Source organism: Arthrobacter sp. 01T425 (genome assembly GCF_056398725.1).
Map to the genome: position 1 here is coordinate 154193 of NZ_JBFTPY010000001.1, position 22053 is coordinate 176245.

22 protein-coding genes are annotated in these 22053 nt (G+C 65.1%); 10 read left to right on the top strand and 12 right to left on the bottom strand.

The genetic code is table 11. From position 1 onward, the window contains the following. Positions 1-17: 17 nt before the first annotated feature. The 6 genes from AC1DNG_RS00765 to AC1DNG_RS00790 all read right to left on the bottom strand — a co-directional run bounded on the left by AC1DNG_RS00765 (position 18) and on the right by AC1DNG_RS00790 (position 6946). Complete coding sequence (locus tag AC1DNG_RS00765; RefSeq protein ID WP_476886394.1) at positions 18-1370, bottom strand: MFS transporter; 1353 nt, start codon at positions 1368-1370, stop codon at positions 18-20. A gap of 75 nt (positions 1371-1445) precedes the next feature. Next, positions 1446-2447 (bottom strand): alcohol dehydrogenase catalytic domain-containing protein, encoded by a 1002-nt coding sequence (locus AC1DNG_RS00770; RefSeq protein ID WP_476886395.1) that lies wholly within the window; start codon positions 2445-2447, stop codon positions 1446-1448. 251 nt (positions 2448-2698) lie between these two features. Beyond that, a complete protein-coding gene (locus tag AC1DNG_RS00775; RefSeq protein WP_476886396.1) occupies positions 2699-3241 on the bottom strand; it encodes a 2,4'-dihydroxyacetophenone dioxygenase family protein in 543 nt (180 codons plus the stop codon). Between the two features lie 183 nt (positions 3242-3424). After that, positions 3425-4465: a LacI family DNA-binding transcriptional regulator gene (locus tag AC1DNG_RS00780; RefSeq protein ID WP_476886397.1), complete on the bottom strand. Its 1041-nt coding sequence runs from the start codon at positions 4463-4465 to the stop codon at positions 3425-3427. A gap of 355 nt (positions 4466-4820) precedes the next feature. After that, positions 4821-5801 (bottom strand): porphobilinogen synthase, encoded by a 981-nt coding sequence (gene hemB, locus AC1DNG_RS00785; protein WP_476886398.1) that lies wholly within the window; start codon positions 5799-5801, stop codon positions 4821-4823. 218 nt (positions 5802-6019) lie between these two features. Continuing rightward, complete coding sequence (locus tag AC1DNG_RS00790) at positions 6020-6946, bottom strand: alpha/beta hydrolase (RefSeq protein WP_476886399.1); 927 nt, start codon at positions 6944-6946, stop codon at positions 6020-6022. A gap of 85 nt (positions 6947-7031) precedes the next feature. Here AC1DNG_RS00790 and AC1DNG_RS00795 point away from each other — a divergent pair, with 85 nt between their 5' ends. Further along, on the top strand, positions 7032-7370 hold the full coding sequence (locus tag AC1DNG_RS00795) for an ArsR/SmtB family transcription factor (protein ID WP_476886400.1): 339 nt from the start codon (positions 7032-7034) through the stop codon (positions 7368-7370). Between the two features lie 591 nt (positions 7371-7961). Here the strand turns inward: AC1DNG_RS00795 and AC1DNG_RS00800 are convergent. Further along, complete coding sequence (locus AC1DNG_RS00800; protein WP_476886401.1) at positions 7962-8933, bottom strand: diacylglycerol kinase catalytic domain-containing protein; 972 nt, start codon at positions 8931-8933, stop codon at positions 7962-7964. A gap of 9 nt (positions 8934-8942) precedes the next feature. Further along, positions 8943-10004, bottom strand: coding sequence for an SPFH domain-containing protein (locus tag AC1DNG_RS00805; RefSeq protein WP_476886402.1), 1062 nt, complete (start codon positions 10002-10004; stop codon positions 8943-8945). Positions 10005-10110: 106 nt separating this feature from the next. On the opposite strand from AC1DNG_RS00805, the gene AC1DNG_RS00810 reads away from it, so the two are divergent. After that, the gene (locus AC1DNG_RS00810; protein WP_476886403.1) at positions 10111-10845 is read left to right on the top strand and encodes an NUDIX hydrolase; all 735 of its coding nucleotides are present in this window, start codon (positions 10111-10113) and stop codon (positions 10843-10845) included. A gap of 127 nt (positions 10846-10972) precedes the next feature. Here the strand turns inward: AC1DNG_RS00810 and AC1DNG_RS00815 are convergent, their stop codons facing one another. Next, positions 10973-12523: a M1 family metallopeptidase gene (locus AC1DNG_RS00815; RefSeq protein ID WP_476886404.1), complete on the bottom strand. Its 1551-nt coding sequence runs from the start codon at positions 12521-12523 to the stop codon at positions 10973-10975. Between the two features lie 248 nt (positions 12524-12771). On the opposite strand from AC1DNG_RS00815, the gene AC1DNG_RS00820 reads away from it, so the two are divergent. From AC1DNG_RS00820 to AC1DNG_RS00830, 3 genes are read left to right on the top strand one after another with little or no spacing between them, the layout of a single operon-like run. Continuing rightward, complete coding sequence (locus AC1DNG_RS00820) at positions 12772-13299, top strand: PadR family transcriptional regulator (RefSeq protein ID WP_476886405.1); 528 nt, start codon at positions 12772-12774, stop codon at positions 13297-13299. Beyond that, positions 13296-14009, top strand: coding sequence for an ABC transporter ATP-binding protein (locus tag AC1DNG_RS00825; protein WP_476871670.1), 714 nt, complete (start codon positions 13296-13298; stop codon positions 14007-14009). Before AC1DNG_RS00820 ends, AC1DNG_RS00825 begins: the two co-directional genes overlap by 4 nt. Then, the gene (locus AC1DNG_RS00830; protein ID WP_476886406.1) at positions 14006-16231 is read left to right on the top strand and encodes an FtsX-like permease family protein; all 2226 of its coding nucleotides are present in this window, start codon (positions 14006-14008) and stop codon (positions 16229-16231) included. The genes AC1DNG_RS00825 and AC1DNG_RS00830 overlap by 4 nt, the downstream gene beginning before the upstream one ends. A 33-nt stretch (positions 16232-16264) precedes the next feature. On the opposite strand, the gene AC1DNG_RS00835 is transcribed toward AC1DNG_RS00830, so the two are convergent. After that, positions 16265-16567 (bottom strand): DUF4193 domain-containing protein, encoded by a 303-nt coding sequence (locus AC1DNG_RS00835; protein ID WP_476850076.1) that lies wholly within the window; start codon positions 16565-16567, stop codon positions 16265-16267. A gap of 163 nt (positions 16568-16730) precedes the next feature. On the opposite strand from AC1DNG_RS00835, the gene AC1DNG_RS00840 reads away from it, so the two are divergent. Together AC1DNG_RS00840 and AC1DNG_RS00845 are read left to right on the top strand one after the other, a co-directional pair. Next, positions 16731-17111: a DUF7793 family protein gene (locus AC1DNG_RS00840; protein WP_476850075.1), complete on the top strand. Its 381-nt coding sequence runs from the start codon at positions 16731-16733 to the stop codon at positions 17109-17111. Between the two features lie 179 nt (positions 17112-17290). After that, positions 17291-17755 carry a hypothetical protein gene (locus tag AC1DNG_RS00845; protein ID WP_476886407.1) on the top strand — a complete coding sequence of 155 codons (465 nt, stop codon included), beginning with the start codon at positions 17291-17293 and terminating at the stop codon, positions 17753-17755. 23 nt (positions 17756-17778) lie between these two features. On the opposite strand, the gene AC1DNG_RS00850 is transcribed toward AC1DNG_RS00845, so the two are convergent. Continuing rightward, entirely contained in the window at positions 17779-18489 is a 711-nt protein-coding gene (locus tag AC1DNG_RS00850) for a hypothetical protein (protein ID WP_476871667.1), read from the bottom strand. Between the two features lie 81 nt (positions 18490-18570). Between AC1DNG_RS00850 and AC1DNG_RS00855 the strand changes: the two genes are divergently transcribed. The 3 genes from AC1DNG_RS00855 to cls all read left to right on the top strand — a co-directional run bounded on the left by AC1DNG_RS00855 (position 18571) and on the right by cls (position 21250). Further along, entirely contained in the window at positions 18571-19041 is a 471-nt protein-coding gene (locus tag AC1DNG_RS00855) for a MarR family winged helix-turn-helix transcriptional regulator (RefSeq protein WP_476871666.1), read from the top strand. 75 nt (positions 19042-19116) lie between these two features. Beyond that, positions 19117-19305 (top strand): hypothetical protein, encoded by a 189-nt coding sequence (locus tag AC1DNG_RS00860; RefSeq protein ID WP_230011149.1) that lies wholly within the window; start codon positions 19117-19119, stop codon positions 19303-19305. A gap of 478 nt (positions 19306-19783) precedes the next feature. Continuing rightward, positions 19784-21250 carry a cardiolipin synthase gene (gene cls / locus AC1DNG_RS00865; protein WP_476850071.1) on the top strand — a complete coding sequence of 489 codons (1467 nt, stop codon included), beginning with the start codon at positions 19784-19786 and terminating at the stop codon, positions 21248-21250. An 82-nt stretch (positions 21251-21332) separates the two neighbouring features. Here cls and AC1DNG_RS00870 read toward each other — a convergent pair whose 3' ends face one another. Beyond that, positions 21333-22019 (bottom strand): TM2 domain-containing protein, encoded by a 687-nt coding sequence (locus AC1DNG_RS00870; protein WP_476886408.1) that lies wholly within the window; start codon positions 22017-22019, stop codon positions 21333-21335. Positions 22020-22053: the final 34 nt, after the last annotated feature.

The following is a 22053-nucleotide window of genomic DNA, read 5'->3' on the forward strand; positions in this document are numbered from 1 at the left end:
ACCGGGTCCGGCGGGCTTCATTTCGTGGTCTCCGGTTCGAGTACGCGGTCGTGCCGCAGTGATGATTTGGCGGTTTCCTTTGCCACAAGTGCTGCAATAAAGGTGATTGTTGCCGCTGTGCCGAGGTAGATGCTGACACCGAGGGTGTTTTTCTGGTCCACGCTGCCGAGAATGGCGATGGAGATGAGAGGTGCCAGTCCGCCGGCGAAGACCGATGCCAGCTGGTAGCCGAGGGAGGCGCCGCTGTAGCGGACGCTGGTGCCGAACAGTTCAGAGAAGAACGCTGCCTGGGGAGCGTACATGAACGTGGTGCAGACGAGGCCGACGACAATGGCAAGGATAATAAGTCCGTCGTTACGGGTGTTGATGAGCGGGAAGAAGACAAAGCCCCAAAGACCCGTGCCTGCCGCTCCGGCCAGGTAAAGGGGCCGGCGGCCTACGCGGTCGGACAGGGATCCGATGATCGGAGTGAGCACGAACTGGGCCACAGAGCCGATCAGCACGCCGGCTATGGCGACATCCTTGCGCATGCCCAGATACGTGACCATGTAGGTGATGACGACAATGCTGAAAATGTAGTAGGCGATGTTTTCGGCCAGGCGCATGCCCATGGCGATGGCAACCTCACGCGGGTATTTGCGCAGGACCTCGAAGATTGGGGCCTTGGTCTTCTCGCGCATGGATGCTGCCTTCTTGGCTTCGGCAAAGACGGGGGACTCCTCGATACTCAGGCGAACCCAGAGCCCGACAAGCACCAGCAGGGCGCTCAGGAGGAAGGGGATGCGCCAACCCCAGGCCAGGAAATCGCTGTCTGACTGCACTGCGGCCAGCACCCACAGCACGACTGCGGCGATCAGGTTGCCCAGGGGTACGCCGGCCTGGACCCAGGAGGACCAGAATCCACGGTGCCGGTCATCGCCGTGTTCGGCGGCCATGAGGACAGCTCCGCCCCATTCACCGCCCACTGCGAAGCCTTGGAGCAAGCGGCAGAAGACGAGAAGCAGTGGAGCGGCAACTCCGATCATGGCGTAGGTGGGCAGCAGGCCAATGGCGAAAGTGGCCGCACCCATGAGCACCAGGCTGATGACGAGCATCTTCTTGCGGCTTACGCGATCTCCGAAGTGACCGAAGATGATGCCGCCCAGCGGCCGCGCGACAAAGCCGACAGCGTAGGTGCCGAAGGCCAGAAGCACTCCGGTTGCCGGGTCCTGGCTGGGAAAGAATACCGCTCCGAAGACCAGCGCTGCGGCTGATCCGTAGAGAAAGAAGTCATACCATTCGATGGCCGTTCCGATAAGGCTGGCAAATACGACCTTGCGGATGGGCGTCCGTGCGACGGCGACGGACGTCTGGGTGTGTGCGTTAACCATGGGGGTCTCCGTTGGATGTGTCACGATGCTTTGATGATGGCTTCTGGTTACGGTCAGCGTTGACCTGCAGGCGCCTTAGGGAAGGAGCACGACCTTGACGGCTTCGGCGTCGGCTGCCGCTTGGAGTGCGCGAGTGCCCTCGGTCAGCGGGAAGGTAGTCACCAGTGACGCCCACATGTCAGGCGCTGCCTCCAGCGCTGCCAGCGCGTTACGGTAGTCGAGGGCGACTGAGCCGTAGCTCCCGACAAGTTGAATCTCGTTCCTGGCCAGCACATTGATGTCCACTGCCGGGATCGACGGGAACAGTCCGGCGACGACGATGGTTCCACCCGGGCCAACACTTGCCACCGCAGATGACAATGCCTGGGCCGCGCCCGATGCTTCCAGCCAACCGTGCAACCCTCCCGGGGTCACATCCTCTGCCAGGATGGTATCTAGACCAAGTAAACGGGCCAGAGGCAGGCGCTGCTGTTCGTCGCGTGCTGCGCCGAGAAGCGTAACCCGATGCCCCCGCTGGTTCAGGAGCAACGCGGCCATGAGGCCTATCGGCCCGGGACCGCTGACCATGACACGGGCCTGGGCCGGTATTGATTGCTCCAGGCGTGTCACCGCGCGCAGGGCCACGGACAGCGGCTCCGTGAGGGCGAGAACCGCAGCGGGCAGATCTTTGTCCACCGGCACGGCGCGGTATTCAGGGATGGAGAAGAGATCTGCGGCGGCTCCGTCAAATGAAAGCCCCAGCACGGTTCGATCCAGGCAAAGTTGACGAGTTCCACGACGGCACAGATCGCAGGATCCGCAGCCGTCGATGGCAATGGGCACAATGCGTTGACCGATCCACTGGCTGTCCGTTCCCGCTCCGATACCTACAACGACGCCGACCGCTTCATGACCCAGTGTCACCGGGCAATGCACCCATTCGTAACCCGTATCCTGACGCCACGCATGCACATCGCTGCCGCAGAGGCCGCAGGCCAGTGTCTGGACAAGGAGCTCGCCGGGAGCCGGGTCGGGCTTGGGATGCTCCTGCACCTGCACGTCTTTCGGTGAGGTGCTTTGTTTTCTAAGGGCTTTCACGGTCAACCCTGTACGAATTTGTTCATCGGTTCTTCTCCTTCGAAGTTCCGCAGTCGGTGGTAACGGCTGGTCCGTCGGCGCCGAACAGCGCCGGGGCAGGTTGACAGCGTCATTGATGTATCTGGATGCCGCCCGGTGCCGCTCCTGGCTGAAGTGACCGCAGGAGCAGCACCGGACTCGGCCCCGGGTTGCGGCCGGTTGGTGGCGATTCCGGGAATCACGGTCCGGCCCCCGAGGGGAGGGGAGGCCTCTTAGCGGATGAATTGGTCGACGTAGTCGGCGCCAAGGCCTACTGCTTCGTAATGTGCCCGGGCAAGGGCAATCTTCGTGAAGACATCCTCAATGCCCGTCGGGTTGCCGTCGGGATCCACGTAGATGTAGGTGCCTGTGACGTGGAACAGGGTGGCCATTTCCTCGACCCCGTCAGGGACGACGAGCGTGTGGATATCGCCCGGTGTTTCGAAGGCGTAAGTGCCTTCTTCGGCCCACCACCCGTGCTCCAGGTAGTGCCATCGGCCCTTTAGGGTGATCGCGTGAACCGGCCCGGCGTGCCTGTGGCGGGAGAGGATCCCGGATTTGCGCACGCGCAGAATGTTCACGAAATATCCCTGGCTCGCCGAGAGAATCAGCGGGCGGAAGGACACGTCCCTGGACTGGGGCACCCACAGGCGCTCGTCCGCGTCCAGGTCGAGTGCACCGGGCACGATGACGTCATCGATGATGCCGTAGGGCTGCTCGCCGCGGTAAGGAACGGCAGCCTCATCCATGGTTGCTTCAGCAGCATTCGCAGTCATTCTTCTCCTTCGAAGTTTAGGAACCGATGTGGATGTCACATCACTTGCGGAACTGAATCGATTAAGTTCGAACATGGCCAAAACCCGTTCTGCTGAATCGATTAAGTTAAGTATTCATGCCATCAGCCCGGTGCGCAAGAGCTCTCGAGGATTTTTTATTGCCGGCTCACATTCGAGTGCGACTTAGCCTGTTGTGTCCCTGACTTGAAGGACGTGGGGGAGCACTATGCGCTCGGGGGGCCCGTCGTATCCCTGGATTCTGCGGAGCAGCAGTTCGAAGCCGCGTCGGCCCATCATTTCGCGGGGGACCGTCACTGTGGTCAGCTGCAGCGGCCCGGCGCTGGAGAAGCTCATGTCGTCGAATCCGGCGACCGCCAAATCCTCCGGTACCCGGAGCCCCCGTTCCCGGCAGACGTCGAGGACACCCACCGCGATCATGTCGTTGCCGCACAACACGGCATCAACCTGATGCCCGGCGCTCAAGAGCGTCCGGGCCCGAGCGGCCCCGGATTCCCGGGTCAGCGCACCCCACAGCCCGTCCTCGTTCACAACGGTCGCTCCCGCCATCGCCAGGCCGTCCCGGAAGCCCCGCTCACGGTCTCGGGACACACTGGACGCGCCGGCGCCGCCGAGCACCGCGACTCTTGTCCGGCCTGTCTCCGCCACATGTTGTGCCAGCTCCCGGGCCGCAGCCAGATTGTCGACCACCACCGAATCGGCGGCAGCTCCCTCGAGCACTCGATGCAACTGTACGAAGGGGACACCGCGTCGGGTGAGGCTTTCAAGCAAGTCGCGGTCCTGATCGGCTACAGAGGTGAAGAGCAGGCCGGCCGAATTCCTGTCAAGCTGGGCCATTGCCGCTTCGGTCTGTCGCTCCCCATTTATGCCGACGTTGGAGACGAATACCTCGAAGCCCTCCAGGGTGGCCGCGGCGATCACTCCGCTGGCAAGATCAGGGTAAAACGGGTTGGCTATGTCGGCGAAAAGCAGGCCGACGGCATCTGTCCGTCCGCGGCGCAATTGCTGGGCTACCTTGTTGGGGCGGTACCCCAGGTCTTCCGCAGCAGTGAGGACGCGATCGCGTAGATCATCACTAACCCCGGGCCGCCCGCTCATTGCATAGGACACTGACGCGGATGAGACACCCACCCGCTGTGCAACGTCGCGGATGGTAACGCGCACGCTCTTATCCGGGCCTGACCGTGCTTCCGTCACCATAGACATCAGCTTATCCGTTTAAGAAGATTTGCGAGATGCCCTTTCTCCTTCGGCGGCGCTTAGCCATTTGGGCGTTTCTCCTGTGGTGCGCGCCGATGCGGCTTTCCTCTCCACGGAAGCCGGCCACCTGCTAGCCCGTTGCCGAGTTTAGGACTTCGGGATACAGCAACTCGTCGGCTTGCCATCTCATCAAAGGATCCCTGCTGAGACGGAACAGTGGCCTCAGGAGGCTAAGCGGGCCCCGCGCGGAAACGGATCACGTGCTGGCCGGCTCTCGAGCTTGGGCCTATATTCCTAAGATCTGTTCAGCCAGCTGTGGCTTTAGCCGGTAGGGCGCGTGGGATTGCTGGGCCGCCGTCCGTCATGCTTCTTTCAGCCACGCCGCGGCCTCGGATGCCCAATACGTGAGCATCATGTCGGCCCCGGCGCGTTTAATCCCAAGCAGCGACTCAAGGACGGCGCCGCGGCGGTCGATCCAGCCGTTGGCGGCCGCAGCTTCGATCATCGCGTACTCGCCCGAGATCTGATATGCCGCGACCGGTACTGTGCTTGTTGCGGCGACGTCCGCCAGGATGTCAAGGTAGCTCATCGCGGGTTTGACGATCACGATGTCGGCGCCTTCTTCGACGTCGAGTCTGACCTCGGTCAGTGCTTCGCGGCGGTTACCGGCGTTCATCTGGTAGGTTCGCCTGTCCCCGGTCAGTTGTGAATCGACAGCCTCTCTGAAGGGGCCATAGAACGCTGACGCGTACTTCGCTGCGTAGGCCATCACGGCGGTGTTCGTATGGCCCGCGCTCTCCAGCGCCCGGCGAACGGCCCCGGTGCCGCCGTCCATCATGCCGGAGGGAGCCACGATGTGTGCCCCGGAGTCGGCCTGGGCGATGGCCATCCGGCCATAGAGTTCCATGGTGGCGTCATTGTCCACGTATCCCGTGTCGTCCAGTACGCCGCAGTGTCCGTGGTCGGTGAACTCGTCCAGACACAGATCACTCATCACGACGAGGTCATCGCCCACCTCCGCCCGGACATCGCGGATAGCTGCGTTCAGGACACCCTCGGGGTCCAGGGCGGCCGAGCCGACAGGGTCCCGGTGTGCCGGAATCCCGAACAGCATCATGCCGCCCAGTTCCTGTTCGGCGGCTCGTGCGGCGGCTCGCTTGAGCGAGTCTGTGGTGTGCTGTACGACGCCGGGCATGGAGCCTATGGCTGCGGGTTCGGTAAGGTCCTCCCGGATGAAGGCCGGCAGGATCAGCTCAGAGGCAGTGAGGCGGTACTCGGCTACCAAGCGCCTGATGGCGGGCGAACGACGGAGGCGCCGGGGTCGTGTCCGGGGAAAGCTCATGTCCTGTCCTTTTCTCTTTTATTGGCGGGAGGAGGCCCGTGTGTGGGCTTCGGCGGTTGATTACCCGAGCAATCTGGGGAAAGAGTTGTTCGAGGTGACCTCCGCGTTGAGCGTGTGACGAGGAGGTCGATGTGTAAGGGCGCAGCCATTTTGGATCGGGCAGACGATCTGTTGTTGCCCATCTTGCAGGGCGCCTCAACGGCGCCCCGATGATGTACCTACCGGGCGGGCAGCGCCGCGAGCAAGAACCGGGCCGCGTCGTCGAGGGCTTTGCGCCCCTCGGGGAGCCGGTCCTGGTGCATTTGCCAGACGTGGAACATCTCGGGCCAGACGTCCAGGCTCACTCGCACGCGATTCTCGGCCAGGTGCCCGGCGAGCCGGACTGCGTCGCTGAGCATGAGTTCGTTCTCCCCGATTGTGACCAGGATCGGGGGCAGTCCGCGTACGTCGGCGAAGACCGGGGATGCGTCCGGGTCATTCGGCAGTGCCCCGCCTAGGAAACTGCGTGCCAGCAAGTCCAGGACGGCCTTGCTGTTCAGCGGGTCGAGGCCTTCCCGGCTGGTCATCGACGCGCCTGTGTGCTCCAGGTTCGCCCAGGGTGACAGGGCAACCCCGGCTGCCGGCAGCGGCAACCCCAGATTGCGAGCCTTGATCATCACCGTGACTGTCATGGCGCCGCCGGCCGAATCACCAGCGACCATCAGACGCTCCGGGTCCTGACCCTGCTCCAGCAGCCAACGGTACGCGTCGACGCTGTCATTGATCGGCGTGGGAAAGGGGTGTTCCGGAGCCAGCCGGTAGTGCGGCAGGAACACCCGGGCGTTTAGTCGAACTGCAAAGTTTCCGGCGAGGCCGTGGTAGCCCGCCGGGCTGCCGACGATGTAAGCACCTCCGTGGATGTAGAAGAGGGCCCGGTTGTCCTCCACGGTCTCGGGCGTCACCACGATTCCTGGGATCCCTCCCATGTCCACCTCTTCGACGGTGACCCCTTCTGGGGTGGGATGGGCGGCCAGCATCTCGTCGTATGCGGTGCGCAGTTCATCGAGGGTCGTGTCCGACGGTTCTCCGCGGAGCAACGGGGGAAGGGCGGCCAGGCTGGAGCTCCAGTTGTGAACAGCGGTGGAAACTTCTGTGGTGATAGGCATGTTCGTTCCTTTCGAGGGGGAGGTTTAAGTTTTAGCACGTTCATCGGTAAATTGCGATATGACGATTTTGAGGTAGTCTTATGGAGTGCCTATAGATGAGAACCCCGGGACCCAGCTCCAGCAGGATGAGCTGCTTGCAGCACTGCGCGCACTCTCCAACCCACACCGCCTGGCGATCCTGCAGTGGCTCCGCGACCCTGTGACGAATTTTGAAGAACAGAAAGTCGACGCCACACGCTACGGGGTGTGCGTCTCAAGCATCAGGAAGCGTTGCGAGGTCTCCCAGTCCACCGCCTCGCAGTTCATGGCTACCCTCGCAGACGCGGACCTCGTGCAGACCACCCGCATTGGACAGTGGACGTACTTCGCCCGCAATGAGGCGGCCATCGACCGTTTCCGGTCCTCCGTGGCCACGGCTCTCTAAGCCTTCACAACCACTTGTCGCGGGAAAAGTGAGTGAAGGCAATGCGCCTGCTCGGCATCCCGGTGGGGCGCGTGCCGGGGCACCGGCCATGCTGACAGCACTACGCCGTAACCACGGGCGCGTCCAGGACGCGGTAGGCCGGCGGTTGATATTCCGGCGCGGGTGCCTGGGCAGGTGCAGGCGCGTACACCGGCGCCTAGTAGGGGTTGGGGTTCTGGAAGAATTGGGCTTGGGGTGGCGGGGCAGTCGTGCCGCCCGCGTTGAAGGTGCCGATTCCGCCGGTACCTCCGCCGCTGAAGACCGGAGTACAGAAGCCCGAGCCGCCGCCCATTTCGTTCCCGCCTCGGCCGGCCGGTCAGGTTCCGGCGCTGGCCGGCACGGACGTGAGCAGCGGGCCGGCCGCAGCCAGCAGGACAGCGGCAGCGGTACCTGAGGTCTTCAAAGTTTCTCCCCAAGGACGGGCCCTGATCGGCGGCCCCTGAGTGATTCTGGCCGATGACCGGCGCGGACTCAAGGCCAGCGCGCTGGCCTTCGCGAACCGTGGCAAGTACGTGGGTGACCCCGCTTTTGTCGGTGTCCCCACTGCCGCGCTCACTGACCCGATTTTCGGCCAGGAGCGCGCCTGTCAGATTGACCCGCTGCAGGAGGCGCTAGCCGGAATTCCTGCCCCACCAGCCGCAGTGGCCGTTCGCCCAACTGGACCGTGATTTCCTGACCCCAGGATGCGGTGAGGTGGTCGTCCTCCATGCCGTCGCCGAACACCACGAGCTGGTCGGATGCAACGGTGACGCGGAGTCTTTCGCCTGCCTCCAGCGCACCCTCGGTCAAGGATGTGCCGGTGATGGGGGAGGGCCATGCCTCCCGGACGAACCACGCCAGTCGGGGGTCTGTTGGCGCCGGCAGGGTGCGCCCGCCGCGTTCGAGGGCGATGGAGGCGCACCAGCCCGTGGCGCCCGTGCCCGTGGAGACGATCAGGCCCGAGGAAGAGTGACGTTCAGCCTGGCCGGCCGGGGTCGTGAGCTGGTATCGGGCCGACTGGTGCGAGGCGTGCCCGATGAAGACCTCGTTGAGCCCCGAGAGCTCCTGCCCGTCATCGAGCCGTGCTGTCACTGTGGCGAGGTCCTGGCACTGCAGCCGCTCAACGGCGCCGGCCACAGCGGCGTCGTGCAGGAGCCTTGCGGCCGCCTCGGGCGAGTGTCGAACCAGAACCCCCGGGTTTGCTCCCGGTTCCGGATCGATCCCGATGACGGGCTGGGCGTTGAGGTACTTCGCCATGTTGGCCACGAGCCCGTCCTGACCGACCACGGCGATGACGTCCTCCGGTGTAAGCAGGAACCTGCTGAGGTCCGCGCGTTCCACTTCGGCGTGCCGCCATTCGGCCGGAACTGCGGCGCGGACCGTCGCCAGGGCCGTGGTGAGCCGGTCGTGGCGCTCCTGCGCGTCTTGGAGGGTGCGGCCACGGGTGCGGAGGAAGAATTCGGCCTGGCCGCGGGTGGCGTGCCTGTCCAGGAGTTCCTGGAGTTCGGTCCGGCGGTGGACGATGACGAGGCGGGGGTTTGCCATGTCGAGATCCTAGTGTTCGAAGCTGCCGGCGGTGCTTGCCGCCACGCCGGCGGCAGCAGCCGGAGCCGCGCCGCTCGCGGGCTCCCTGAACAGCCCGGCCAGTGCCCCGCTGAGAAGGTCCGGCGTGATGGTGAGGTTGCCAATGTTGGGCAGTGATCCGGCTGCGTCGCGCAGGGCCAGTGCCAGCAGGGTGGCCTGTTCCATGCCGCTGTAGACCTCCATGGTGGCGGCCTCACGCGCCGCGGTTGCTTCGCCGACAATCCGGACCTGGTTCGCTTCGGCGGTTGCGCTGATACCTTTGCGTTCGGCTGAAGCCTGCGCCTCGATGAGTCCCGCTGCGGCTTTTTCCTCGGCCTGACGCCGGGCGTTGGCGCCTTCTTGGGCAACCAGGTGTTCGCGTCTGGTGGCCAGCTCGATCTGGCTCGCCATCTCATTCTCGGAGATGGTTCGTTCGCGTTCGACGGCGACCGCCCGGCGTTCGTACACGGCGCGGTCTGCCTCGGCCTGGAGCTGTTCCCGGACCGGCGTCTGCAAGGCCCGTTCGACGTCGGACTCCGGCCGGACCGCCAAGACCTGCACGCCCAGGATCTCGATGCCGGTGGACAGGAGCCGGGCGTCAGCGCGCAGGGCCCCGGTGAGGATGGTGCGGAGCTGGCTGACTCCGCGTTCCAGTGCCTCGGCCAACGTGGTGGTGGCGATCTGGTCGATGGCGTGGCTCTGGCACAGCTGGCCGATGATCGTGGCCACCTGCTCCTTCCCAGTCGCAGGCGCCGCAGCGGCCGTCTGGAGGCCGAAGTCCAGCCGGTTGGAAACGGCCACCGGGTCGATGAAGCGGTAGGTCACGTTGGCTTGGACGCTGACGTCTTGGTGGTCACGGGTGATGGCGTGGAAGAGGGTGGGCAGTTCCTGATCATCCACAGGAACCTCGCTGAGCACAGAGTTAGCCGGCCGGAACCAGAAGGCCTGGCCGACTCCCCGGTGCCGGACCTCGCCCTTCTGCAGGTGGACGACATAGCCGGTGGGGCTGCCCAGGAAGTGGCTGATCCAGGGGTAGCGCTTGATGCTGGCCATGTGATTCTCCTAAACCGTTCGATGTTGTCGTCAATCTGACGATAACTAACTTTAGGGCTGCTTTTGAATTATTGTCAAGATGACGATAAGTGCCTACGATGGGTTCATGCCTGAATCCCACCCGGCGCCAGCGCGCTTCCCGGTGACGGTCGACGTCGTCGCCCTCACCGTGACCGACGACGTCCTGAACGTCCTGCTCATCACCCGCCTCATCGAGCCCTTCCGCGGCAGGCTCGCCTTGCCGGGCGGTTTCGTGCTGGCGGGTGAGGACCTGGCGACCGCGGCGAGCCGCGAACTTACCGAGGAAACCGGCGTCGAAGAGGTCCCGGGCCATCTGGAACAACTGGGAAGCTACGGCCCGAAGGGGCGCGACCCGCGCGGGGATGTGCTCACGGTGGCCCACCTGCTGCTCGCACCCAACTTCCCCGTCCTCTCCGCCGGGAGCGACGCCGAGCATGCCGCGTGGTACCCGGTCAGCCAGGTCCCGGGCGGCGAATTGCGGCTCGCTTTCGACCACGAGCAGATCCTCGCCGACGCCTTGGAGCGGGCGAAGTCAAAGCTCGAATACTCCCCGTTGGGGGCCGCGTTCTGCGGCGATGAGTTCACCATTGCCCAGCTCCGGGCCGTGTACGAGGCCGTCTGGGGCACGCGGCTGGATCCCCGGAACTTCCACCGCAAGGCCACAGGAACGCCGGGTTTTCTGGAAGACACCGGTCGGATGACGACGGGCGAGGCGGGCCGCCCGGCGGCGCTCTTCCGGCTCGCCCAAGCAGCCCGGCCGACCGCTGGCCAGCCGGCCCGGGCCGTGCTCAACCCCCCGCTGATGCGCCCGCGCGACTGACGCTCCATGGAGTCAGGGCTGATGGTGCGGGCCCAGGGCGGGTGGGTGGCCCGCAGGGCCATCGAGTGGGTGCGGGCCGGAGAAGCCGCGATCCTGCAGACTCCCCCGATGTTCCAGAAGGCTTCCGTTACCGGAGTGTGCTCCGCGGCGTGTTGTGGGAATGTATGGGCGCGGATCCCGCGATCACGTGAGTTTTCGCTCCCGCTTGCTGTGGCATCGCCGGGCGGTCGCCTTCGCGCAGCCAGTCGTCAAAGAACGCGTCGAGCTGCTGGCCGGACGCCTTTTCCATCACGGCTTCGAAGTCTTCCGTCGTCGCCGTCGAGTCGTTGTAGCGGCTCAACCACGTCCGGGTGCCGCTGAGGAATGCCGCGTCGCCGATCTTCGCGCGCAGCGCGTAGAGGGCAGCCGCACCGCGGAGGTAGACCTGGCCCGCGAACAAGTTGTCACGGCCCGGGTCTGCGATGTTCAGCGCCCAGCGGTTGTTCGCGTCGAGGTATGCCACCGCGTCCCCGAACTGTTCCGGCATCGTGGCTGTGCCTTGGTGTTCGGCCCACAGCCACTCGATGTACGTCGCCCAGCCCTCGTTCAGCCAGATGTCCTGCCAGTCGGACGGGCTCACCGCGTCTCCGAACCACTGGTGCCCGAGTTCGTGCACCACCGTGTATTCGTCCGCAACCTCCGAGTAGACCGGCCGCGTCTGCGTCTCCAGCGCATAGTCGACCGTGTCGTCGTCGACAATCGCGCCGAAGGCCTCGAACGGGTACCGCCCGAACTGGCCCTCAAGGAATGCGATCATCTTGGGCTGCAACGCAAGCGACGCCTTCGTCTCGGCCAGTGCCGCTCCCGTCACGTCCGCGTCGATCGCATTGATGATGGGCAGCCCGTGCGGACCGACGTCGTACGACAGGGCAAAGTCGCCGACGTTCGCCGTCGACAGATAGCTGGCCATCGGGTCCGAGGCCTTCCACGTCCACGTGGTCCATCCTGCCTTCGTCGCCGGCCGGCCGACGGGCAGGCCGTTCGCCACGGCCGTCTTCCCCGCCGGCACCGTGATGCGGAACGTATAGGTCGCCTTGTCTTCAGGGTCGTCATTCACGGGATACCAGGTCGCCGCACCCTCGGGCTCGTTGACGACCATCGCACCGTCAGCGGTGGTGACCCAACCGTAGAGCGCTCCGGTGGTGTCGAGCGGCCGCCCGGTGATTCCGCCGTACTCGATCACGATCGACGTCGTCTGTCCGGCCTTCAGCTTCGGCCGCAGCCCGACCGTGAGTTCCCAGATCCGGTTCGCGTCGTTCTGCACTTGGGACCACTTGGCGGCCTTGCCGTCGACCTGGACCGACGTGACGCCGAGGCCGCGCAGGTCGAAGTTGAGCGACTCCAGGTTCTGCTTCGCACGGACGGTGACAGTCGCGACCCCGCTGAGGCGGCCCGCGAGCACCGCGGGATTGGTCGGTGGCGTATAGCGGAGGGCGAGGTCGTAGTGCAGGACGTCGTAGCCGCCGTTGCCGGCGAACGGGAAATACGCGTCCCCGCTGCCGGGAGCGCCCGCCGTGTAATGGCGGTTGTCGTGGCTGGGGGCGGCCTGCGCAGCCCCGCTGATTGCGCCGACGCCGGCCACGGCCAGCACGAGGATGACCGCTGTCCGGCGCAGCCGCCCTCTGAAGTGCTGCCTCATCACCGATTTCCTCCATCCAGGTCTCGGGATGTCCATCTGGGTGAAACAGCAGAACCGTTGTCCCGAACAGAAACGATCTCGGTCTGAGAAGTCATGACCGTGCCCCCAATGCAGTTGTGGAATGTCGCCCATGATCCCCACCGCAACTTTGGAAAACCTTGGTACCTGTCAGAGGTGAAGCCGCCGGGCCCACGAAAGCCCGACGATGCGCTGGACTCCGACTATGCACTGAGTGTATAGATGGGGGTGTGAACAACTCTCTTGCCCTCCTCGGGCTGCTGAGCCGGGAGCCCAGCTATGGGTACGATCTGAAGCATTCCTATGACCGCTATTTCGGCACCCAGAAACCGTTGGCTTTCGGGCAGGTGTATTCCACGCTGGCCCGGATGTTCCGTGACGAGCTGATCATCGCTTTGGGGGAGGAGAGCGGCGGCGGTCCGGACCGCAAGAAGTACGAGGCCACGGTTGCCGGCCGTGACAGGGTGCGGCAGTGGCTCTTTACCCCCGATGTGCCCTCCGAAACCCTGCAGAGCGAGCTGTTCGCCAAGACCGTGGTCGCCTTGCTGCTCGACGACGACGCCGACCGGTTGTTGGATGCGCAGCGCGCCGAGCACATGGCCCGGATGCGCGAACTGACCCGCCTCAAGCGCGACGCCGACCTGCTGCAGGTGCTGATGTGCGACTACGGCCTCTTCCACATCGAGGCTGACCTGCGCTGGATCGAGCTGACCAGTGCCCGGCTGTCCCAACTCCAAAAGGAGCTCCAGAGCGCATGAGCACGATCGACACCACTGCACCCATCCTCAGCGCCCGCGGTGTCCGCCACGCGTTCGGACAGACCGAGGCGCTGCGCGGTATCGACATCGACGTTCACGCCGGTGAGGTACTCGCGGTCATGGGCCCGTCGGGGTCGGGTAAGTCCACCCTGCTGCACTGCCTGGCCGGCATCCTTGCCCCGGACGGCGGCGCCGTGGCCTATGCGCCCCGCGGCCAGGAGCCCGTCAGCATCAGCGGACTGGGTGAGGCTGAAAGGTCCCGGCTGCGTTTGACCGACTTCGGCTTCGTTTTCCAGTTTGGCCAGCTGCTGCCCGAACTCACGGCGCTGGACAATGTCAGCCTTCCCCTGCTTCTGGGCGGTACCAAACGGGCCGAAGCACGCCGGCGCTCGCAGGAAGTGCTCGAACGGCTCGGGCTGGACGGATGCACTGCCAAGCTGCCGGGGGAGCTCTCGGGAGGCCAGGCCCAGCGGGTGGCCATCGCCCGTGCCCTGGTGACCTCTCCCGCAGTCTTGTTCGCCGATGAACCCACCGGGTCCCTGGATTCCCTGGCGGCCGAGAACGTCCTGACGCTGATGCTGGACCTTGTCCGGGAAGCCGGCACCACCGTAGTGATGATCACCCACGACGCCCGGACCGCCGCATATGCCGACCGGGAAGTGATCATGCGCGACGGAAGCGTCGCTGCCGGCCACCGGGTGCCGGCATGAACCCGGCACTCCTGAAAATAGCGCTGCTTGGCAGCAGGTCCTCCTGGGGCCGGATGGCCGGTGTGGGCGGCGGCGTGGCAATCGGCGTGTGCCTGGTGCTCCTGCTGTGGAGTGCGGCGAACGGTCTGGCCCAGCGCGACGCGCGGGGCGCCTGGCTCCGCGAGCTGGGCCAACCCTCGGTCACACTTCCGCTGGCAGCCGACGGGCTCACCGCCAGCGGCCGTCCGGAACCGATCCCGTTGACACCGGACAAGATTCTGCTGGGATTCCCGGGCGACATCTTCCGCGACCAGCTCATCAGTCATCGCGACATCGCCGCGCTCCCCACAACCACCGTGAAAATTCCGGGCATCGAGGCCCCGCCGGCACCGGGAGAGTACTACGCCTCGCCCGCCCTGCAGCGACTGATCGAATCGACTCCGGCTGAGGAGCTGGGGGACCGGTACGGTCAGTTTGCGGGCGTCATCGACGACGCCGCCCTCCCGGGCCCCGATGCCTTGGTGGTCATCACCGGCGTTACGGAGGCCCGGCTCCGGCAGGGTCCGGCGGCAATGTTCGTCACGGACTTCACCACCAATCCCTACGGCGAGAGCGCCAGCCTGTACCGCACGGCGCTGCTGGTCGGCGGAATCGCGGTGCTGTTCCCGGTGCTCCTGCTGGTCAGCATCGCGACAGGCCTGGGCGCGGCCCAGCGCCGGGAACGCTTTGCCACCCTTCGCCTCATCGGCGCGTCGCCGCGGCTGATTTCAGGAATGGCGGCCGTGGAGACCGCCATCCCCAGCGTGGCCGGTGCCCTGCTCGGCGTCGTCATGGCGGCTGTGTTCGGGCCGGTCGCAGCCCAGATCCCCGTCAACGGCACTAGAGTGTTCGTGGCGGATTTCACGTTCGGCGCGGGATTCGCGGCGACCACCGTAGTGCTCGTGGTGGCCGCCTGCGCGCTGGTCGCCGCCGGCCGCACCGCCAGGACGGGCATTGGCCCGCTGGGAGTTACACGGGCCGTGCATGAGAAAGCGCCCACGCTGTGGCGGGCCGTGCCGCTGCTGGCCGGCCTGGCGGGCATGGCCACAGGCGCCGTGTTGGCCAGGATCGACACGGACGGCAACCCGTGGACTTCTCCGCTGCTGCTCGGCGGCTTCGCGCTGACCGCCGCCGGCATCGTCACCATCGGCCCGTGGCTGACCCGGATGGCCAGCACCATCGGCCTGCACCAGGCGCGCAGCGCAGCCTCGGTCATCGCCGCCAGCCGCATCAGCAGAACGCCCGTTGCCACCTTCCGCTCCGTGTCCGGGCTGGTCATTGCCGTCTTCATGGTCTCCGTCTTCGCCGGAGGCGCCAGCGCAATTGAAACCGCTGAACCGCCTGAGGCCCGTCCGGGATTGCTCCTGCCCACCAGCGTCTACGCGCTCGTGGCGCCCGGACACGCTGCCGGCCAGGTGTCGGCCGCTGCCCAGAGGGCTGGGGAACGTGCCGGAATCCGCGACGTCACCATCGGCTACGCCCCTGCTGCCCCCGGCCCGACGGGCATCGATGACATCTACATCGCGGCCGGGGATGCACCGTCACTCGGGTTCCCGGAGAGCCGGGCAGAGCACGTTGCGGCCTTCGATGCGTCGTTCTTGAATTCCTGGACCACCGCGCCGGTCCCGCTCACGGCCGCGCCCGTCCAGAGCCTCGCCGGCCTGGCTCCGGTGGTCATGGTAGCCGGTACCGACGGGACGCCTGCGGCAATTGACCGGGCGCGCACGGCCTTGAATACGTCGGGGGTCAGTGCCACGCCTGCCACCTCCCGAGCGGACACCGCAACGACGAGCAGCGCCCGGCTCATCCAGGGGCTGGCGGCCCTTGCCTACCTCGGCGCCTTCGTCGCCGTCGTCATCGCCGGCATTTCGCTGGCCGTGTCCACGGCTGCCGCAATTTTGGACCGAAAACGCGTGCTGGGCCTGATGCGGCTGATGGGCATGCCCGTTGAAGTTGTTCGCGGGGTCATCGCAAGAGAGGCGGCGGTTCCCCTTGTGGCAGTGCTTCTGCTGTCAGCCGGGCTCGGATTCTTCGTGGCCTGGCTGATGGTTATCTCATTTGGCGGGGGCCGGAACATCACCTGGCCCGGCCCCGGATATTACGCCGCCCTGTCCTTCAGCATCCTGCTCGCACTGGCCGCAGTGGCAGCTGCCTTCGGCCTGGTCCGTTCCAGCACCGCTATCCCGGCCACCCGATTCGAGTAAGAACACGGACCTGGCTTTGGGCCTTCCCCGCTTCTAGCCCTCGCAGTCCGTGCAGTAGATATCGGTGCCGGACCGCCGGGCGATCTGGGAACGGTGCCGGACCAGGAAACAGGAGCTGCAGGTGAACTCGTCGTCGGCCTGCGGGATGACCTGGACAATCAGCTCTTCGGCGATGAACTCGCCGCCGGGGACTCCGGCCCCGTCCAGCCCGTCGGCCTCGTCCAGTTCCTGGACGACGCTGCGGGCGTCCGGCGCGTTGGCGGACTGAAGTGCTTCCAGGGAGTTTTCCTGGGTTTCCTTAACGTCCGAGCGGACTTCGTCGTAATCGGTTGCCACGTGGCTTGTTCGCTTTCTCGAGTCTTAACTAGGCTAAGTGCAACGTACGGCACCCCGCGGTTGTTCCGCAGGCGAGGCCAGAATCCACGCCGTGCGGCGTTCGCAGGCCACACCATGGGCGCGGTGCCGGGCGCCGCCGCAGTTCGGGCCTAGGATCAACGGCATGATGCAGGGACCAATCGACGCCGCCGACGGGAAGAACTCGCTCAGCGTCGATGCTGGGATACTCGAGAGCGTCTGGCGCCCGGGTTCCTTTGTGGACGCCGAAGATGCCAGGGACGCCATGCTTGCCGTGGACCGGATCAGTGGCGGGACGCCGATGCCAATGCTCTCCGAGATGACCGACGTGGTGTTCAGTGCGGCGGCCAGATACCAATTCGCACAGAGCAGGGGCGTGGTGGCCATCGCGGTCCTCGGATCCAGCACAGTCGACAGGGTGATCGCTTCCGCCACGAGCCGGGAGACCAAGTACCCGCACGAGTTCTTTACATCCAGGACCGACGCAATCGCATGGCTGAAGGAAGTCATTCAGAGCCGCGATTAGGAATTGCCACAGGGCCTGGCACCGCAATCAAATCCACTCCCGATCCGAGACAGACCGGTCTTTCCCGTTGTAAAGTGTCTTCACGGTCTTCCGCCCCGCTGGCTCCAGGAATGTATGCAGGGCTCTCGGGATCGTGGCCGGTTCCGGGCTCTGCCGGAACGGGAACAAAGGAATCGCCAATGTCCATTGACTTGTCGTCCCGTGCGGAACCCTCACACGGACACACGCCCACGGACGCGTCGGTCAATGGGCCGGAGGACAGCTGGGCGCGGGGGATACGCCTGCAGGCCACCGAGATCATCGCCGAAGTGCTGTCTGATTCTTCGCCGGGGCAGGCCCGTGCACGGGAGCAGCTGTGCCGTTTGCTGCAGGCCAACCCGGGCCGGCCGGAAGCAGCGGTGGCGGAACACCTGATCGCCCTCCGGGAAGAAACTGCCCGGGACCGCCGAACCAACCTGACACTCGTCAAGGACGAAGGGGCGGCGGAAACGCCCGCACAGCCCCCGTCATCAGGCGCCGGACGGTCGACCGGGCGCCGTTCAGCCGCCCGCCAACCCCTGCGGCATCACCGTCCCATCGAGCGCGTGCGCTATGGCCGCGCGGATGCGGGCGTGCTCGGAGGCTTTTCCGGGGAGGGAGCCTAGACCGGGCGGCCAGCTCGACAGGCTCACGGTTCGCGTCGGTTCGCGGCAGCCCGGCTCCGCGGCAACAGGAATCCGACGGCAACAAGCCAGAGGAGGCCGCCGAACCGCCCGACGGGCAGCAGGAACTGGAGCGGCTCGATCACCATGGAGAGGAAACTTAGTTCGGACAGGGCGGCGATGACCAGGCCGGCCCAGGCCAGCCAGCGCGGCACGAAGCGCAGGATGAGGGCGGGGACGGCGATTCCGGCGATGAGGAGTCCCAAACCGACGACATAGGCGACGCCGCCCGTGATGAATGCGAGAAACGACAATGCATGGGTCAGCGGCACATCCGTGGTGATTTCCGGGCGGCTCAGGACCCACCCCACGGCGGCCGAGAGCATGAGGAAAACCGAGGCGGCAATGCCGCCAAAGAAGCCGATTGCAGGCCCGGGGACGCGCACGCCAAGCCGGAGCTGCCGGGCGTAAACGGTGGCCGCAAAGATGCCGAGCGGGACCGCTGAGCCGAATTGGAACAGGCTGGCGAGCCGCACGGCGTCGGTGTTCCCGTGAAAATATGCCGCGACCTGGCCGGCGGGGGAGAAGGGCGAGACGTAGGCCTGCCCGTTGGTGAGCATCGCGCTGCTGAGCAGGGCTGCGATCGTGAGTCCCAGGCTCACGGCCGCCAGGATGCCCGGGTTGGGGCCGCCGGGTCGCGTCGACGGAGAAGTGTGGTGGGAGGACAGGTCAGTCATGATCGCTTCTTTCCGATAATTACGTCACAACTAAAATGATTCACCTGTTGAATGATTCTGTCAATGGCGTAATATTGGGGCATGGACTCACCGGATCCGCCGCGGCCGAAGCGAACCGCTTTCCTGCTGTCCCAGCTCGGGGCGCTGGCATCGGCACGCTTCGCCGAGCGCACGCGCGAACTCGGTCTGACCCCAAGCGACGCGGGTGTCCTCCGCCTGCTCGGCCGCAGCCCCGGACTGAGCCAGCGGTCCCTGGCCGACCGCCTGGGCGCGGTGCCGAGCCGCGTTGTTCCCCTCATCGACTCGCTGGAAACGCGAGGGCTGGTGGCCCGCGTGCGCAGCAGCGCCGACCGGCGGAACTACGAGCTCCGGCTGACGGCCGAGGGTACGAAGGTTCTCGGAGCACTGCGCGGAATCGCCGAACGGCACGAGGCCGAACTCCTGGCCCCCCTGACCAGCGAACAGTCTGCGCAGCTGGGCATCCTGCTGACCAGGTTGGCCAGCGCCCATGCCCTCGACACGGACCTGCATCGGGACACGAAGCCGGAATGAACCCGGCGTGCCGGCCGGTTCTTCGAGACAATAGCCGTCCTTTTCAGCCGGCGGGCAGTGTGGGATCATCCCGGTATGGGCGAAAATACTGAACCGCGGGTGACCTTGCCCTCCGGCCCCGAGCGCCTGAAGGGCACGCATCACCGCGACGTTGATGGCTACGGAAATCCGATCACGCAGCAGCTGCGCATCATCGGTCAGCGGCGCCGCGAAGCCGAAGAAAAGCTCGACCGGCACCTGCAGGACGCACGCAAGAGCCACTGAGCGCGGCATGGGCGATGGTAAAGGCAGGCACCCGTGGGGTGCCTGCCTTTCCTTTCCGTGCCCGTCTACTTGGCGGCCACTGCGAACGGCGACGCCTCCTCGGGCGCAGCCACGGGCCCTGCCGCGGCTCGGAACGGGTTGCAGATCCTTACAGCCAGGCGGGCGGACTATTCCGCGGACCGGGTCCGGGATTTCAGTCGCCTGCGGGCCCAGCTGGTCGAACCCGACTCGGAACTCGCGCTACGCATTTCCGGAATTTCACCCGCAGCGGGTGAGGCCCATGCCGGGCCTAATGCAAACAATGGTCATATCCTCCAAAGGGAGGGCTATGGGACAGGCCGTCCCGGAAACGAGAACGCATCTTTGAGAGCAGGAAAAGCAAATGAGTTTCCGGGAAAACTATTGGGATTTTTTGACGGAACCAAGAGCCGGGTGCTGGTCTGACGGCGTTCGCGCCTTGAAGTACGTTTAGGCAGCCGTGCGCGGATTCTTCCAGGACGCGGAAACGTTTGCCTTGCTCCTGCTGGCGGCCCACATATTACTCGTGACCGTCGCAGCTGTCCTGGTGTCGATGAATCGCCGTCCATCCTCTGCCATTGCCTGGGTGCTCGCCATAATTTTCATACCGATCCTTGGTGCCGTCGCATATTTCTTCGTTGGTTACTCGAAACTGCCCAAGGCGCGCAGGGACAAACAGCGCGAAGTTAACGCTCTGGTCCTGTCACGGACTGAAGGCAGCCCGTTCATTAGCCGCGGCCTTGATTGGCCGGAATGGCTGCATTCGGCGGTGGTGTTGAACAGCAACCTTGGGGCCCTCCCTATGGTATCGGGCAACAGTGCGACCCTGTTGGGCGAGTACAACGGAGCTTTCGATGCCATGATCGCTGATATTGATTCGGCCACAAGTTATGTGCACGTGGAGTTTTACATCCTCGTGCTGGACGCAACGACAGAGCCGTATTTTCAGTCGCTGGCCCGGGCACGACGGCGCGGCGTTGACGTGCGGGTTCTGTCCGATCATCTGGCTGGCCTGAAGTTCCCCGGCCGGAAAGAAACCCTGGAGTTCCTCCAGGAGATAGGGGCGGAATATCGCCCCATGCTGCCGGTGCGGCCGTGGCGTGGCGAATGGCAGAGGCCGGACCTGCGCAATCACCGGAAGATCTGCGTCGTCGATGGCCGCGTGGGATTCACGGGGTCCCAGAACCTCATCGACGCGAGCTACGACACGAAGAGCAACCTGAAGCGCGGGCTTCAGTGGCACGAACTGATGATGCGCGTTGAAGGACCAGTGGTCCGGGAGCTGGATGCGGTCTTCGCGACAGATTGGTACAGCGAAACGGGTGTGATCCTACCACTGGATTCCAGCGCCATAGGCGTCAGTCATCATTCTGCACTCATCGACGCACAAGTCCTGCCCAGTGGCCCCAGCTTCGACAACGACAACAATTTGAAGCTCTACGCGACGCTTATCCACAAAGCTGAGCGTCGCGTCAGCATCACCAGTCCATACTTTGTCCCTGACGAATCCATCCTCATGGCTATTGTCACGGCAGCTGCGCGGGGGCTAAGCGTCGAGCTCTTTGTTTCCGAGGTCGGCGACCAGAGCATGGTCTATCACGCGCAGCGTTCGTACTACGAAGCACTGCTTCGCGCCGGCGTCAGGATTTACCTTTACCGGGCGCCGAAGGTGCTGCACTCCAAGCACTTCACTATCGATGAGGAAGTTGCGGTGATTGGGTCCAGCAACATGGATGTGCGTTCCTTCAGCCTCAACATGGAGGTATCCGTACTTGTGCACGGGCGCGATTTTGTGGACGCAATTCGCGGGATCGAAGACGGGTACCGCGTGGAAAGCCGCGAGCTGCAGCTCGAGGACTGGATCCGGCGGCCCGTAGCCCAAAAAGTATTCGACAATCTGGCGCGCCTGACCGCGTCTCTTCAATAGGGAACAGGTTCAGAGCCGACGGCGCTGCAAACACCGAGGCCATGGCCCGGAAACCCCCGGACGTGCTCAGGCTCAGTCGGTGCTACCCGAAGGGCCGGTATTCCTGGGCCGTAAGGTGCCAGACGGCTCCGGTGGTGCTGACTATCAGCGCGTATGTCCCCGGAGCCAGGCTGATGCCGATCGCCCCGGCGCCGGCCTTGGCCAGGGACAGCACGGTGAGGGCCGGTCCTTTCACGGGTTGGAGATAGGCAATGGCGGCCCCGGTGAAGGTGTACTCGATGTGAAGCCTGCCGGTGAGGGTTACGAGTGGGCCCGGGGGTTTTGTGCCGGAGGCCTCCGCGACGGTGACCCATTCTTTCACCGGGGGCGGCGCGGCCGGATGCAGCAGTGCGTTCATCGAGGCAACTGTGGCGCTGACAGTCCTGGTGACGGGGGCGGCGCTGACGCAGACCACCGCACCGGCGAGGGTGACGACCAGGACAGTCGAGGCCAGGCGCAGGCCGCGTCGCAGGGAGTTGGTCCCGGCCAACGGCATGGATGCCCCGTCGGCAGCGTACTCATTGGTGATCCGGAATAGGTCAATGAGCCACCAGATGCCGGCGCCGCCCAGCGTCAACAGCTTCAGGGTGCCGGTAAACGGCTTGTGGAGGTAGAACCTGTCCGCGCCGCTGAAGCCCAGGAACAATGACAGCAGCCACGCCGTGCGCAGGGAACGCATCGGCGGCGGGTCACCGTCGAAGACAAGCCCGTACTGCTCGGTCGTGGGCACATTCCCGATTCTGGAACAGCCACGTCCGGATGTC

Bases quoted from the DNA above. Each gene is read 5' to 3' on its own strand.
- AC1DNG_RS00815 (WP_476886404.1), bottom strand. From the start codon at position 12,523: ATGAGGCAGCACTTCAGAGGGCGGCTGCGCCGGACAGCGGTCATCCTC.
- AC1DNG_RS00830 (WP_476886406.1), top strand. From the start codon at position 14,006: ATGAACCCGGCACTCCTGAAAATAGCGCTGCTTGGCAGCAGGTCCTCC.
- AC1DNG_RS00810 (WP_476886403.1), top strand. From the start codon at position 10,111: ATGCCTGAATCCCACCCGGCGCCAGCGCGCTTCCCGGTGACGGTCGAC.
- hemB (WP_476886398.1), bottom strand. From the start codon at position 5,801: ATGAGCTTTCCCCGGACACGACCCCGGCGCCTCCGTCGTTCGCCCGCC.
- AC1DNG_RS00840 (WP_476850075.1), top strand. From the start codon at position 16,731: ATGATGCAGGGACCAATCGACGCCGCCGACGGGAAGAACTCGCTCAGC.
- AC1DNG_RS00800 (WP_476886401.1), bottom strand. From the start codon at position 8,933: ATGGCAAACCCCCGCCTCGTCATCGTCCACCGCCGGACCGAACTCCAG.
- AC1DNG_RS00780 (WP_476886397.1), bottom strand. From the start codon at position 4,465: ATGTCTATGGTGACGGAAGCACGGTCAGGCCCGGATAAGAGCGTGCGC.
- AC1DNG_RS00845 (WP_476886407.1), top strand. From the start codon at position 17,291: ATGTCCATTGACTTGTCGTCCCGTGCGGAACCCTCACACGGACACACG.
- AC1DNG_RS00850 (WP_476871667.1), bottom strand. From the start codon at position 18,489: ATGACTGACCTGTCCTCCCACCACACTTCTCCGTCGACGCGACCCGGC.
- AC1DNG_RS00775 (WP_476886396.1), bottom strand. From the start codon at position 3,241: ATGACTGCGAATGCTGCTGAAGCAACCATGGATGAGGCTGCCGTTCCT.
- AC1DNG_RS00860 (WP_230011149.1), top strand. From the start codon at position 19,117: ATGGGCGAAAATACTGAACCGCGGGTGACCTTGCCCTCCGGCCCCGAG.
- AC1DNG_RS00825 (WP_476871670.1), top strand. From the start codon at position 13,296: ATGAGCACGATCGACACCACTGCACCCATCCTCAGCGCCCGCGGTGTC.
- AC1DNG_RS00765 (WP_476886394.1), bottom strand. From the start codon at position 1,370: ATGGTTAACGCACACACCCAGACGTCCGTCGCCGTCGCACGGACGCCC.
- AC1DNG_RS00855 (WP_476871666.1), top strand. From the start codon at position 18,571: ATGGACTCACCGGATCCGCCGCGGCCGAAGCGAACCGCTTTCCTGCTG.
- AC1DNG_RS00790 (WP_476886399.1), bottom strand. From the start codon at position 6,946: ATGCCTATCACCACAGAAGTTTCCACCGCTGTTCACAACTGGAGCTCC.
- AC1DNG_RS00805 (WP_476886402.1), bottom strand. From the start codon at position 10,004: ATGGCCAGCATCAAGCGCTACCCCTGGATCAGCCACTTCCTGGGCAGC.